Origin of the sequence: Deinococcus misasensis DSM 22328 (assembly GCF_000745915.1) — a bacterium.
In the GTDB taxonomy this organism is placed as follows: Bacteria; Deinococcota; Deinococci; order Deinococcales; family Deinococcaceae; genus Deinococcus_C; species Deinococcus_C misasensis.
Map to the genome: position 1 here is coordinate 1 of NZ_JQKG01000018.1, position 12,776 is coordinate 12,776.

Here is a 12,776-nt window from a genome sequence, read left to right on the forward strand (position 1 = left end):
CGGTTCCCATCTCTTTCGAGATACTGCTTACGCAGTGGGTTCCCCCATTCGGACATCCCGGCGTCAATGCTTGTATCCAGCTCGACCGGGCTTTTCGCAGGTAACCACGTCCTTCTTCGGTTCCAGTGCCAAGGCATCCACCATACACCCTTACTATCTTGACCCTTAAGATCATTTTGTATGGGATTCGCTCTCTTCTTCGCAGAAGAAAACTTTCCTTCGCTCGCATTCTTTCGGTTGTCAAACAACTCCGCCCTCGTCTCTCGCATCGCTGCTTCCTCTCGGGCGAAGAAAAGAATACAACCATTACGCCCTTATGTCAACACTCCCAAAAAGGGGTATTTGCTTTGACCTACTTGGCATCGTCCAGAACAACAGAAATCCCGAGCGGAAACCTCCGCCAAAAATACAGTTGTCTAGACGGATTCCGGAGACATCCCCCACAAAAACCCTGCAGCAAACCCCACAAAAACCAAAAAAAGGGAGGCTGTGCGCCTCCCCGAGATGGATTTGGTGTGAAAATCCTCAGATGCCCGAGAGGATGTAGAGCACATCCCCGTCTTTGACCACGTAATCTTTGCCTTCGGTGCGAACCCAGCCTTTGGATTTGGCGTTGGCCCAGCTTCCAGCTTCCACCATCTTGTCCCACTCGATGACCTCGGAGCGGATGAAGCCTTTTTCCAGATCGCTGTGGATCTGGCCTGCTGCGCCGGGGGCTTTGGTGCCTTCGCGGATGGTCCAGGCACGCACTTCTTTTTCACCAGAGGTGATGAAGGTGATCAGGCCGAGGGTTTTGTAGCCCACTTTGACCAGTTGGTCCAGACCGGATTCCTCTACGCCAAGGTCAGCGAGAAACTCTTTGGATTCCTCTGGGGTCATTTCAGAAAGCTCTGCTTCGATCTGGGCGCTGATCTTCACGATCTCTGCCCCTTCTTTGGCAGCGTATTCGCGGACGGCTCTCACCATGTCGTTGTCTTCGGTGAGGAATTCTTCGGAGACGTTGGCCACGTAGATCACGGGCTTGATGGTCATCAGGCCGAAATCTTTGGGGACAGGCATCTCGTATTCACCAGCGCGGGCAGGTTTGCCTTCTTCAAGCACTTTGAGAATGCTCTGGGCCAGAGCCATCAACTCTGCGGAGTCGCGGTCGTTGCTCTTGGCTTTCTTCTTGAGGTTCTCGATGCGCTTTTCCAGACCGTACATGTCTGCGAGGATCAGTTCGGTGTTGATGGTCTCGATGTCCTCGATGGGGTTGACCTGTCCGGCCACGTGCACCACGTTGGGGTCTTCGAAGCAGCGCACCACGTGGGCGATGGCATCCACTTCACGGATGTTGGCCAGAAACTGGTTGCCCAGACCTTCCCCTTTGTGTGCCCCTTTCACCAGACCGGCGATGTCCACAAATTCCACAGCGGTGGGAATGATGGGGGGAACCCGGTCTCCTTTGGTGAACACATCGGAGAGGGCTTTGAGGCGTGGATCTGGCACGGTCACAATACCCACGTTCTTGTCGATGGTGGCAAAAGGATAGTTGGCGGCCAGAGCGCCTGCTCTGGTGATGGCATTAAACAAGGTGGACTTTCCAACATTCGGAAGTCCGACAATTCCGATTCCTAAACCCATGAGGTCCTCCTGCGTTGCAGATCAGTTGTTGCAGATCCATTGAGGTTGTGCTGCACCTGCTCACCTGTCTTCTTGCTTCAGGGAAGTTTTGTCTGAAGCAACATCTGAATAAGCGTACAGCACAAAAGCCACACACACAAATGAAAACTTCAGCCAACCCTGTCAGGGCTCTCAGGCCCCTCCTCTACCCTGAAAGAAAGCGATTGAAGGAGGAACAACACATGCAAACCCGAGAAACCCGCGACATTGTCAAAAAACTGTTGACCGAAATTGTGCGTCTGCGCTTCAAGAACCATCAGGCCAAGCACCCCCAAATGGACCCGGAGTATGCCGATGAACGCATTCTGGGCAAAGTCAGTGACATGGAGGCTCTGGTGGTGCCCCTGTTTGGGGAGGAAGATGCACGGGCCATCGTGATGGAAGCTCTGGAGGAAGCCCGAGAAGACTACGCTTCCTGACGGATGTCAGGTGACCGCACAGAAAAGGTATAACAGTGCATGCCTGCCGAATTGACGTTTATCGGTCATGCCAGCTTCAAACTGGTGACCCCACAGGGTAAAACCCTGTTGATTGATCCCTGGCTCAAAGACAATCCTGCGTGTCCTGCAGAATTCAAGCATTTCTCTGGGGCAGACCTGATCCTGATCACCCACGGACACGGTGACCACATGGATCTGGAGGTGCTCGATCAGGCAGCCAGAATGGGCACCCGTCTCATTGTTCCCAATCCCATCCGCTGGTTCCTGATTGAACGTGGCATGGATCCCAACCTTTTTGAAGGCATGAACAAAGGAGGGACCATTGAGGTGATGGGCATCAAAGTCACCATGACGCAGGCTTTTCACCATGCCCAGATCAACACGGCAGAGGGAGCAGGATGGCTGCACGAAGGGGTGGGTTACGTGCTGCATCTGGACAACAGCCGAATTTATGTGGCTGGAGACACCTGCATTTTTGGAGACATGCGCCTGATTGGTGACATTTACCAGCCCACTCTGGCTTTGCTGCCCATTGGAGACCGGTTCACGATGGGACCTCTGGAAGCTTCACATGCCATTCGGCTTTTGGGGGTCAAAGAGGTGGTGCCTTTTCACTATGGGTACATTCCGGCTCTGGTGGGAACCCCAGAGGAACTGGCATCCCTGACCCAGGACATCGAAGGATTGAACATTCTGGCCTTGCAGCCCGGAGAAACCCTGCCTCTGTAAAATATAAAAGGGACCGTGAAAAGGATCAAAATCAGAAAGCACCCATTCAGGGTGCTTTTTTGCTCTGGGTTCTGCTCTGGTTTCTTCAAGAGAGAAGCCCCCTTGGTGGGGACTCTCTCTGAAATGGCTCTGTTTTGGGAAAGACAACGGTGGTAGAAACTACCCGACTCGCAACTTGGGCGAGGCACAGAGTCTTGGGGTCGCGAACACGATCAGACCATTCTGAACCCTGCCCACCAACGGAGCCCTGGGTGTCTCGTGCGCCGTTATCAGTATAACACAAATGCTATATTTTGCCATATACATAATTGAACTCGGTTTAGACTTTAGCCCATTTGAGGAGATTTCTTCCCACTGATCTACAGTTTCGCCTCAGGAAAAGAACACAAACCCCTGAAAACCCCTTCAGCGTCCTTGCAGAAATTCAGCAAGCAGAAGATTGAATTCTGCAGACCTTTCATCGTTGGGAATGGCCCGAGCCTTCAATACGTTGAGTTTGACCTCTGGGCGCAGTTCCACAAACCGTTGCGCGCTTGCAGCAGGGGTGTTCACATCGTCGGAACCCCAGAACAGCACGGCAGGTTGCTTCAGGGCTTTCCACTCCTGCTCGATGTTCAAATTGGAGTGATCCGAGATGAAAGAATACACAGGATAAGGGGCATTGGGATGCTTGAGGTTGTTCTGGTAGACCTTCTTCAGGTCATTGGTGACCAGACTCTGGTCCAGATACACCTGCTGTTTCAAGAAAAAACTGATGCCAAAACGGCCCCTCAGGGCAGCAGCAATCGTGCCTCCCAGAGGTGTGTTGAGCAGCGCATCGTAAAAACCGGTGTTGGGTGGTTCAACCAGTTCAGTGATGCCTGTGGGAGAAACCAGAGCCAGTTTACCAATCAGTTCAGGATGGTCATGGGCAATTTTGATGCTGTAGGCCCCGGCCAGACTGGATGCGACCACTGTGGCTTCCTGCTGAACCACCTCTTTGAGGAACGCTTTGATGGTGTTCACATAAAGGTCTGCGGTGTAATTCTGGGGTTTGGGCGTGCTTTTGCCAAACCCGGGCAAATCCATCACATAAACCCGATGGTTCTGAATGAACTCTGGTGCGTTCTTGATCCACTGGTAACCTGAGTTCCCGCCTCCAATGCCATGGATGAACACCAGAGGAGAACCCGTTCCTGCAACCTCGTAGTAAACGGTTTGACCATTCAGTTCAATGGACCGACCTTCTTGCATTCCGGGAAGCCTGAGGGTAGGTGTGGCAGCGAGGGTTTGGCGGGGTGCACAGGAAAAGAGCACCAGAGGGAACAACAAGAACAGACCCATTTTCAATTTCATGGGGCCATTCTGCGCCTGCCTGAGGCTTTTTTCAGCATGTCAAACCACAGGTCAATTGTGCTCTGGAGACATCATTTCGGAATGATGGTCCAGAAATTGCCTTAGAAATCCGTTGAATTCTGCGGACTTTTCATCGTTGGGGATGGCCCGGGCCATCAGCACCTGAGATTCAAAGTCAGGCTTCAGGTCCTTGAAGTGCTGCAAGCCTTTGACAGGTGTGTTGATGTCCCTCTGGCCCCACACCACCACGACGGGTTGCTTGAGGCTTTTCCATTCTTCTTTGATGTTGAGGTTCAGATGCCCGGTGATGAAGGCAAAAATCGGGTACTGGGCGTGTGGGGTTTGCAGGTGCATGTGATAGACATCCTTCACCCCTTCATTGATGAGATCCCGGTCCAGATACACCTGCTGATTCAGGAAATAACTGACACTGAGACGGCTGCGGATCAAACGGGAAAACACACTGCCCACAGGGGTTCCAATCAATTTGTGGTAGAAATCCATGTTTGGAGCCTCCACCAACTGGTCCAGACCTGTCGGAGACACCAGAGCCAGTTTCTGGATCAACTCGGGATGGTCGTGGGCAATTTTGATGCAGTACGCTCCGGCCAGACTGGAAGCCACCACGGTACATGGCTCATTCACCACTTCCTTCAAGAAGGATTCGATGGCTGCCAGATAAAGACCGGTGCTGTAATGCTGGGGTCTGGGTGTGCTGCGACCAAAGCCGGGCAGGTCCAGCACAAAAACCCGGTGGTTGGAAAGGAACTCTGGCACGTTTTTCACCCACTGGTACCCAGAGTTGCCCCCTCCGATGCCGTGAATGAACACCACAGGTGGTCCTGCACCACCCACCTCGTAATAAATGTCCTGACCGTTGAGGGTGACGGTTTTCCCCTCTTCCATGCCCGGAATTCGGGGGGTGGGGAGCACCGTCACAATGCGACGGGGTGCAAACAGGTACACCCCCATAGCCATCAAAGCAAAAAGGCCAATGGTTTTTCGAAAACTCAGCTTCATGGTCTGAGTGTGCCCGAAAACCTCTGGCCTTTCCGCAGGAATTCTTACCCAGCGGGCGTGCTGGATGCAAACCCTGCTTTGAGGTTCATTCGATGGTCATTCGATGGTGATGTGTTCGATGCCCTCAGCAATTTTGGGGTATTTGAGGTTCATGCTTTCAAGGGTGTGCACCAGCACCGAAGCAATCAGATAATTTCGGAACCACTTGCGATCAGCAGGCACCACATACCACGGAGCAAAACTGGAACTGGTCTCCGAGAGGATTCGCTCATAGACCGAGGTGTACTCATCCCAGAGCGCCCTTTCTTTGAGGTCGGACGGATTGAATTTCCAGTGCTTCTCGGGGTTGTCGAGGCGTTCTTGCAGACGCTGCTTCTGTTCTTCTTTGGAGATGTGCAAATAAAACTTCAGGATTTTGGTGCCTGAATCTGCCAGCAATTCTTCAAAATGCCGGATGTGCCTGTAGCGCTTGTCAATGACCTCTTTGTCGGCAAGGCCGTGCACCGTGGGCACCAGAATGTCTTCGTACTGGCTGCGGTTGAAAATGGTCACCTGACCTTTGCGTGGAGCCACCTGATGGATGCGCCAGAGGAAGTCGTGTGAAGCCTCCAGTTCACTGGGCACTTTGAAGGGCACCACACTGACCCCCAGAGGGTTCAGGCCATTCATGACGTGTTTGATGGTGCCGTCTTTGCCTCCAGCGTCTCTGGCCTGCAAAATCACCAGCAAACTGCGCTGGTTTTCGGCATACAGACGTTCCTGCAAGTCCAGCAGCTTTCCGCGCAAGTCTTCCATCAACATTTCGGCTTTCTCTTTGGTGAGTCGGCCTTTGTCATCGGTTTTCCAGTCTGCCAGGCGCACATGTTTTGGACGGTCAATGCAGTACTTGTCAAAATCCATGTTTTTCATTGTATGAGAAAAGCTGTGGTACACCTGATTTGTCATGGGAAAGTCAGGTCAGAGACAGGGAAACCCCTGATGAAAGACCGGGGAAATCAAGGGGAACCAGAGCCACAAAAGAAAACAAACAAGGGTGAGGCCAAAACCTCACCCTGCACGTTCAAGAAAATTTACAGGGCACCCTCAAGGTCAGACAGGATGTCTTGCAGGCTTTCCACGCCAACGGTCATGCGGATCAGGTAAGGGCTGACACCTGCCGCTTTCTTGCCTTCTTCGGAGAGTCTGCCGTGGGTGGTGGTCCAAGGGTGGATGCACAAGGTGCGTGTATCACCAAGGTTTGCCACCATGCGGATCATTTTGAGGCTCTTGAAGAAACGCTCGGGGTCTTCCACCTCGAAAGACATCACGGCCCCGAAGCCATTTCTGAGGTACTTCTGGGCCACAGCATGGAAAGGGCTGCTTTCCAGACCGCTGTAGTTCACGGATTTGACCCTCGGGTGGTCTTGCAGGAACTGGGCAATTTTCATGGCGTTGTCGCACTCTTTGAGCATGCGCAACTCCAGCGTTTCAAGGCCCTGAGCAATCATGAAAGCATTGAAGGGGCTCAGGGTCATGCCCAGTTGATGCACCCCGATGGAGCGCACCTTGCGGGACAGGGCTCTGGGTCCAAACTGGTCTTTCAGGTCTTGCAGGACGGGGATGTTGTCGATGTTGGCCCCATCCTTGACCATCACGCATCCGGCCAGAGCGCTGCCGTGACCTCCGGCCCACTTGGTCAGGCTGTGCATGATCATGTCTGCACCGTGGTCAAATGGACGGCACAGGTAACCTGCACCTGCCAGCGTGTTGTCCACGCAGAACAGAGCACCATGCTCGTGGGCCACATCGGCCCAGCCTTGCAGGTCTGCAACATCTCCGTTGGGGTTGGAAATGGTTTCCACCCACAGGTGACGGGTGTTGTCTCGCATGGCAGCACGGGCAGCCTCGGGGTTGTTGTCCACGATGGAAGCCGTGATGCCCAGATTGGGGAGCACATTGTTCAAGAGGCCTGCGGTTCCGCCAAACACGGCACTGGAAGCCACGATGTGGTCTCCGGCTTTGCAGGTGGACAGAAACGCAGCCAGAGAAGCCGCTTGACCACTGGCCATCACCACGGTGGTGTCTGCACCTTCCAGACTGCACAGGCGCTCTTCGAGGGCCTGGTTGGTCATGTTCTGCATTCGGATGTAAGAGTATCCGGTGTTTTGCTGGAATTCGTCGGCAGCCACATCCAGATCATCGAACTGGTAGGCCGCCGCAGGGTAAATCGGGATGCCCAGAGGCTCTGCGTGGCCCCTCGGGATGCCGACGTGCACGGCTTTGCTGGAGTAGTCTTTCATGGGTTTGCTCCTTCACGCCAGAGGTGAATCGCCTGCTCAAGGCGGTCTGAGGGTGCGCTGCCCTGCGCGAGGTCCGCTTTGCCTCCCCCTTTGCCCTGAGCGTTCTTCAGTATTTCTGCCAGCACCTCTTTTGCGGAAGCTTTTGTGCTAGACGTCACGACCACCCGGCCATCTGGCGTATGGGCAATGCAGAGCAGGTCCGTCTGGGCAGCAGCCACTTTGCTGAACGGTTTCAGCATGTCTGCATCAGGCAGAGGCACCACCTGCACTCCGTTTTTGCCTTGCAGAAGGCTTTCTGAGAGGGCCTCGTAAGCGGCATTCAGCTTGCGGGCTTTGTCGAGGTTTTCGGTTTTCAGGGATTCCACACGCTCTGGAAGTTTCTCCAGGCTGGTGGAAAAAGACGTGGCCAGCGTACGGGATTCCCGGTAAGTGTGGGTGAGCAGGCGGTAGGCTTCATGCCCGGTCACGAAAAACACCCGGGTCAGTCCTCCTGCCACCTTCTCCAGCTTGGTGATGAACACCGATCCCACTTCTCCGGTGCGGTTGACATGGGTTCCACCACAAGCACTGACCTCCCAGTACCCTGTGCGTTCCATGCGGTCCATCACGCAGACCAGACGGATGCGCCCCTGAACCTGAGGGGGCCTTCTGAGGGGATACTGCCTCAATTCTGCTTCGGTGACCCACACCGTGTGAAAAGGCAAATTCCGATAAACAACGCGCATCAGAGCCTCTTCGGCTTTGCGGGCATCCTCCTCGGTGGGGTTGCCTGCAAGGTCAAGGGTGCATTCCTCGCTGCGCATGCTGACCGCCTGCACTTTGAACTCGGGGTTGACCCGCAAAAAAGCCTGCGCCAGCAGATGCTCTCCAGAGTGGCGCTGCATGTGCCGGTACCTGAGGCTCCAATCCACCTCGCCGTGCACGTAATCACCCACCCTGGGCACCAGACCGTCTACGGTGTGCCAGACCTGACCGTTTTTCTTTTGCACATCGGTCACCGGAATGCGCTCATCGTTCCAGACAAAGAAGCCCTGATCGGCATTCTGGCCGCCCGCCTCAGCATAAAAAGCCGTCTGGTCCAGAGCCACCCGGTTGCCGTCGGTGGCCGTCACCGTGGCAATGAACGAAGTGCGGTAAGCATCTTCATGAAAAAGCAGAACCGTCATGGAGAACAGTCTACCCTGACAGTCCTGTACAGTTCCTGACCGGTTCAGCCTCTGGCGCGTTCAAGCAGCACCGATTGGGCCAGAGCAAGCAGGGCCAACTCCTGTTGTTCCTCTGGCACTTTCAGGTCTGCTTCCATGGTGAAAGAGCGTTCCCAGAAAGAACGCTTTTTCTTGATCCTGAACAGGGTTCTGCCCGAGAGGTCTTGCACCAGATAAACCGGATTGATGAACATGCCAAAAATCCAGCCGATGAAGTCTATCTCGCACAGCACTGCATCCAGAAATTTGATCCATGCATTTTCTTCACGGATGTTGAAGATCTCTTTTTGATGGGCATCCAGAACGGTGTAGTTGATGCGCCAGAGGGAACGCAGGCCGTTGGCCCGGATGCCTCCGAGGTACTGTTCTCCCTGTTGCCTCCAGAAGTGGTGCACCGCCCAGAAACCACTGATGCGGTCGGCTTTCATGCGGTACAGGGGGATGGTTTTGTTGACGTCCTGATAAGCGGTGGTGTCTTCGCGCAAGGTCAAAAGTTTTTGTTTGATTTGCAAGACCACATCACCAGAGGCATTCTTGATTTGCAACTCGGGCGAAAGGGTGACAATGCGAAATGTGGCAGTCAGAGGGTAATTGAGTTTGGATGCAAGCATGTTCTGCATTGTGACAGTCTGTAAGCTGACTTGCAATTTGCATGACCAGAAAAGGATGGGATCAAAAAAAACAGCATGCTGGATTGACACCACAAAAAAGGAGGCTTTCGCCTCCCTTTTGGGTGCACTGAATTTATTTCAGCTCGAAATTGAAGTTTTGCTGGGCACCTTCAAGTTCAATCCAATCGCTGCCCCCAAAATCGGGATGGCGGGCACGGACTTTCTGCTTGCCTGCTGGAATGGGCAGGTAATAGCTGCCATCATCAAGCGTCAGGGCATGGAACAGGGTGTTCTCCCCTTCCAGAGCCACCAGAGCGTTGGCCACAGGCTGTCCATTCTTGGTGACCTTTCCGGTCACAATCAGGATGGGCACAGGTGACACGATGAAGTTGAACACGTTCTGGACGTTGGCATTTTCTTCTTTGGCCACAACAGAGCGGTCCGGTTCCCCGTAGCCTTCGTAGCCAGAGTTCTGGGCACGGGCATTCAGGTTGCCGTACTTGAACTTCAGGAGGGTGTTTTTGGGCACACTGATGGTGGTTTTCCAGAAGCCGGGACGCTCGGGGTCAGGCTGCATCGGGTAAGTGACCTGCGATCCGGTGTCAAAACGGCGCAGTTCCAGAGGTCCGTTGCCCTGTGAGCGGGCATCCACAGTGAAGTTCATTTTGACCAGTGCACTGGCCCCTCCTGCTTTCGCCAGAGCGATGCAGGGGTTCTCGGGGTTGCTGTAGGCTCCGGGACCGCGTTCTGCAGTCAGCACATACAGGGTGCGGGCAGGCAGGGAACCCACCAGATTCCCATCTCCGTTGAGGGTGACCGACAGGTTTCTGCCCGTCATTTCCTGCAACTGGGCACTGGGTGCAAACGTTTTGGACAGTTCCAGAGGCAGGTCGTTGAAGTTGATGGCACTGTCTCCGTTGTTCATCACCACGACCACCGGAGGTTGACCCAGTTGAGAGCGCTTGAATGCGAAAACGTTGGTGTCTCCGTAAGGACGGCACACTTCGGCGTAACGGCCATTGCGCAGGGTGGGGGTGTTGCTGCGAAGCTGGTTCAAAGCAGCAAGCCTCTGGGCGATGGGGGCTTGCAAGGCACCTTCAAACTTCATGTCTTCGCGGTTGCTGCGCCCGAGGGGATAGTTGTAGGGGTCCCCTTCTCCGGGCATGGCCAGTTCGGTGCCGTAATACACCACAGGGGTCCCGCGCAGGGTGTAAATCAGGCTGAGGGCCAGATCGAGGCGTTCCACGGCGGCCTGTCCGGTCACCCCCCGTTCTGCCGATTCGGACACGAAACGTTTCACATCGTGGTTGTCGATGAAGGTGCTGAGCCTTCTGGCATCTGGATACACCCCATCGCGCGACAGCACATCTGCAACAGGCGTGGCATCTGCTCCACCCGAGATGCTGTCTTTGATGGCCCCATACAACCCGAAATCCAGCACCGAAGGCGCACCCAAATTCAGGTATTTGGAAAGGAAATTGGGATCGCCGTTGTAGACTTCACCCACGGTCCAGATTTTGGAGGCATCGGCAGGACCACCTTCTGCAAAAAACTGCGGCCAGTAACTGTCGGTGGAGTGCTTCATGGTGTCCATGCGGATGCCATCGATGCCCACCTCTTTGATCCAGTAGGTCACAGCATCGTTCAGGAGTTTTTGGACCTCTGGAATGTCCTGCTTCAGGTCAGGGAGACCCGCCAGAGCACAATCCACATCCCGGTTGATGCTGGCATTGCAGTCTGCATCGGTGTTGAACCACTCGGGACGGGTTTTGCTCAAGGTGGCTCCGTAGCCCAGGTGGTTGACCACCATGTCCTGCACGATTTTCAGGCCGTTGTCGTGGGCCACTTTGACCAGTTCTTTCAGGTCATCGAGGGTGCCCAGGTGGGGGTCCACTTTGAAGTAATCTTCGGCCCAGTAGCCGTGGTAGCCTGCAAATTCAGAACCTGCGTTGGGGCCTCCAGTGACCGGAACGGGAGGGGTTTGCAGGTAAACCGGGGTGATCCAGATCGCCGTGAACCCGAGTTTCTGAAAGTAACCTTCTTTGATTTTCTGGATCAGTCCTTTGAAATCTCCACCGTGCCAGTTGAGGGGTTGCTGGGGGTTGGCCCCGAGGTCATTTGTGGTGTCTCCGTTGGCGAAACGGTCGGTGAGCAGGAAATAAATGCGGTCATTGCTGAAATCGGGGGTCTGGGCAAAAGCCATGCTGGAAAGCAGACCCAGGCTGACCAGCCAGGTTTTGAGTTTTTGCATGGTTCGAGTATAAGGCATTTTTGGTATCGCTTCCAAATGCTTCAGGGGATTGTCAAGACAAGCCTGCAAGGCATTTCCAGGGGGTTCCATGGGACCGTGATCAAGGAGAAGGCGGTCAGCAGTCAGCCATCAGCGAACAACCCACCTTTCAGCTTTGGCTCTCGCAAAACAGCAAAAGGGCAAAAACACCACAAGTTTTTGGGCATCAAGAACTGAGAAGAAGACTTTCCTTCTTGCTGATTGCTGATGGCTTCCTCCAACTTCACCGCCTCAACAGCGACTGGACACAAACTCCACCCCCACACATTCCTCATCCCGTCACACACCCTGTTCATCAAAGCCTTTATGCTCGTGGATATGCCAACTCTGCTTGCACTGTACGCCCATCCAGACGACGAAGCCTTCTCAGGAGGGGTCCTTGCCCACTACGCCAAACTCGGGGTGGATGTCCACCTGATTTGCGCCACCCGAGGGGAATCTGGCAAAATCACCGATCCTTCCCTCAGTCACATCACCGACCTTGGGGCACAGCGTGAACAGGAATTGCGTGACTCCTGCAAAGCCCTGGGCATCCATGGGCCGATTTTTCTGGGCTACCACGACTCTGGACGTTTCGAGCGCACCCAGAACGAGAATTCCAATGCCTTCATGCATCAGGACATCTTCGAGGTGGAAGCCAAATTGCGCCCTTACATTGAGGAACTTCAACCAGACATTCTGGTGACCTTTGATCCTCACGGTGGATACGGGCACATCGACCACCTGATCATCCATCGGGCAGTGACTGCGCTGTTTTACTCCTCTGGCACTCCGAAACGCCTGTTTTACAACGTCATGCCCATTGCCTTTTCTGAACGCATGGCCCAGAGTGGCATCAACCAGAATCTGGACCCCAAAGTGTATGGCGTAACCGATGCCACCATTGCGGTGCGTCTGAATGTGGCACACGTGCTGGACCAGAAAATGGCTTCCATGCAATCCCACAAGAGCCAGATGGGGGCCAATTCCCGTTTTGCACAAATGCCCCCAGAGTACATCCAGCAAATGCAAGAGGGCATGAAGTGGGAGCATTTCGCTCTGGGAGGAACCCGCACACCCATTCACACCTTCCCCCTCAAAGGCCTCTTTGATGGGTTGGGTTACGATTTCGATTGATTTCTTACAGTTTGCTCAACCTTCCAGTGCTGCTGGAAGGTTTTTTTAGGCTTTGACCTGAATCTTAGCCGAAACTGAAGTTTTCTCAT

General features: G+C 54.2%; 11 protein-coding genes and 1 rRNA gene. 3 read left to right on the forward strand and 9 right to left on the reverse strand.

The window, feature by feature from the left end:
* Both Q371_RS27745 and ychF read right to left on the reverse strand, forming a co-directional pair.
* Nucleotides 1–164 (reverse strand): 23S ribosomal RNA (locus tag Q371_RS27745); the annotation flags it as partial.
* Nucleotides 165–525: 361 nt separating this feature from the next.
* On the reverse strand, nucleotides 526–1,623 hold the full coding sequence (gene ychF / locus Q371_RS12940; RefSeq protein WP_034341290.1) for a redox-regulated ATPase YchF: 1,098 nt from the start codon (nucleotides 1,621–1,623) through the stop codon (nucleotides 526–528).
* 221 nt (nucleotides 1,624–1,844) lie between these two features.
* Between ychF and Q371_RS12945 the strand changes: the two genes are divergently transcribed.
* Entirely contained in the window at nucleotides 1,845–2,081 is a 237-nt protein-coding gene (locus Q371_RS12945) for a hypothetical protein (protein WP_034341293.1), read from the forward strand.
* Between the two features lie 39 nt (nucleotides 2,082–2,120).
* Nucleotides 2,121–2,831 carry a metal-dependent hydrolase gene (locus Q371_RS12950; RefSeq protein ID WP_034341295.1) on the forward strand — a complete coding sequence of 237 codons (711 nt, stop codon included), beginning with the start codon at nucleotides 2,121–2,123 and terminating at the stop codon, nucleotides 2,829–2,831.
* A gap of 405 nt (nucleotides 2,832–3,236) precedes the next feature.
* On the opposite strand, the gene Q371_RS12955 is transcribed toward Q371_RS12950, so the two are convergent.
* The 7 genes from Q371_RS12955 to Q371_RS12985 form a co-directional block, all read right to left on the reverse strand.
* Nucleotides 3,237–4,166 (reverse strand): alpha/beta fold hydrolase, encoded by a 930-nt coding sequence (locus tag Q371_RS12955; protein ID WP_034341297.1) that lies wholly within the window; start codon nucleotides 4,164–4,166, stop codon nucleotides 3,237–3,239.
* Nucleotides 4,167–4,217: 51 nt separating this feature from the next.
* Nucleotides 4,218–5,186: an alpha/beta fold hydrolase gene (locus Q371_RS12960; RefSeq protein ID WP_034341299.1), complete on the reverse strand. Its 969-nt coding sequence runs from the start codon at nucleotides 5,184–5,186 to the stop codon at nucleotides 4,218–4,220.
* A 96-nt stretch (nucleotides 5,187–5,282) separates the two neighbouring features.
* Nucleotides 5,283–6,086 (reverse strand): polyphosphate kinase 2 family protein, encoded by an 804-nt coding sequence (locus tag Q371_RS12965; protein WP_034341419.1) that lies wholly within the window; start codon nucleotides 6,084–6,086, stop codon nucleotides 5,283–5,285.
* Between the two features lie 170 nt (nucleotides 6,087–6,256).
* Complete coding sequence (locus tag Q371_RS12970) at nucleotides 6,257–7,465, reverse strand: O-acetylhomoserine aminocarboxypropyltransferase/cysteine synthase family protein (protein ID WP_034341301.1); 1,209 nt, start codon at nucleotides 7,463–7,465, stop codon at nucleotides 6,257–6,259.
* The gene (locus tag Q371_RS12975; protein WP_051964279.1) at nucleotides 7,462–8,631 is read right to left on the reverse strand and encodes an alanyl-tRNA editing protein; all 1,170 of its coding nucleotides are present in this window, start codon (nucleotides 8,629–8,631) and stop codon (nucleotides 7,462–7,464) included. The genes Q371_RS12970 and Q371_RS12975 overlap by 4 nt, the downstream gene beginning before the upstream one ends.
* 44 nt (nucleotides 8,632–8,675) lie before the next feature.
* Complete coding sequence (locus Q371_RS12980; RefSeq protein ID WP_157442697.1) at nucleotides 8,676–9,281, reverse strand: hypothetical protein; 606 nt, start codon at nucleotides 9,279–9,281, stop codon at nucleotides 8,676–8,678.
* Between the two features lie 133 nt (nucleotides 9,282–9,414).
* Complete coding sequence (locus Q371_RS12985; RefSeq protein ID WP_051964280.1) at nucleotides 9,415–11,532, reverse strand: alpha-amylase family glycosyl hydrolase; 2,118 nt, start codon at nucleotides 11,530–11,532, stop codon at nucleotides 9,415–9,417.
* 357 nt (nucleotides 11,533–11,889) lie between these two features.
* Between Q371_RS12985 and Q371_RS12995 the strand changes: the two genes are divergently transcribed.
* Nucleotides 11,890–12,687 (forward strand): PIG-L deacetylase family protein, encoded by a 798-nt coding sequence (locus tag Q371_RS12995; protein WP_245618333.1) that lies wholly within the window; start codon nucleotides 11,890–11,892, stop codon nucleotides 12,685–12,687.
* Nucleotides 12,688–12,776 lie beyond the last annotated feature (89 nt).

Coding starts and splice junctions, on each gene's coding strand:
- ychF (WP_034341290.1), bottom strand. CDS start 1,623: ATGGGTTTAGGAATCGGAATTGTCGGACTTCCGAATGTTGGAAAGTCC.
- Q371_RS12945 (WP_034341293.1), top strand. CDS start 1,845: ATGCAAACCCGAGAAACCCGCGACATTGTCAAAAAACTGTTGACCGAA.
- Q371_RS12950 (WP_034341295.1), top strand. CDS start 2,121: ATGCCTGCCGAATTGACGTTTATCGGTCATGCCAGCTTCAAACTGGTG.
- Q371_RS12955 (WP_034341297.1), bottom strand. CDS start 4,166: ATGAAATTGAAAATGGGTCTGTTCTTGTTGTTCCCTCTGGTGCTCTTT.
- Q371_RS12960 (WP_034341299.1), bottom strand. CDS start 5,186: ATGAAGCTGAGTTTTCGAAAAACCATTGGCCTTTTTGCTTTGATGGCT.
- Q371_RS12965 (WP_034341419.1), bottom strand. CDS start 6,086: ATGGATTTTGACAAGTACTGCATTGACCGTCCAAAACATGTGCGCCTG.
- Q371_RS12970 (WP_034341301.1), bottom strand. CDS start 7,465: ATGAAAGACTACTCCAGCAAAGCCGTGCACGTCGGCATCCCGAGGGGC.
- Q371_RS12975 (WP_051964279.1), bottom strand. CDS start 8,631: ATGACGGTTCTGCTTTTTCATGAAGATGCTTACCGCACTTCGTTCATT.
- Q371_RS12980 (WP_157442697.1), bottom strand. CDS start 9,281: ATGCTTGCATCCAAACTCAATTACCCTCTGACTGCCACATTTCGCATT.
- Q371_RS12985 (WP_051964280.1), bottom strand. CDS start 11,532: ATGCAAAAACTCAAAACCTGGCTGGTCAGCCTGGGTCTGCTTTCCAGC.
- Q371_RS12995 (WP_245618333.1), top strand. CDS start 11,890: ATGCCAACTCTGCTTGCACTGTACGCCCATCCAGACGACGAAGCCTTC.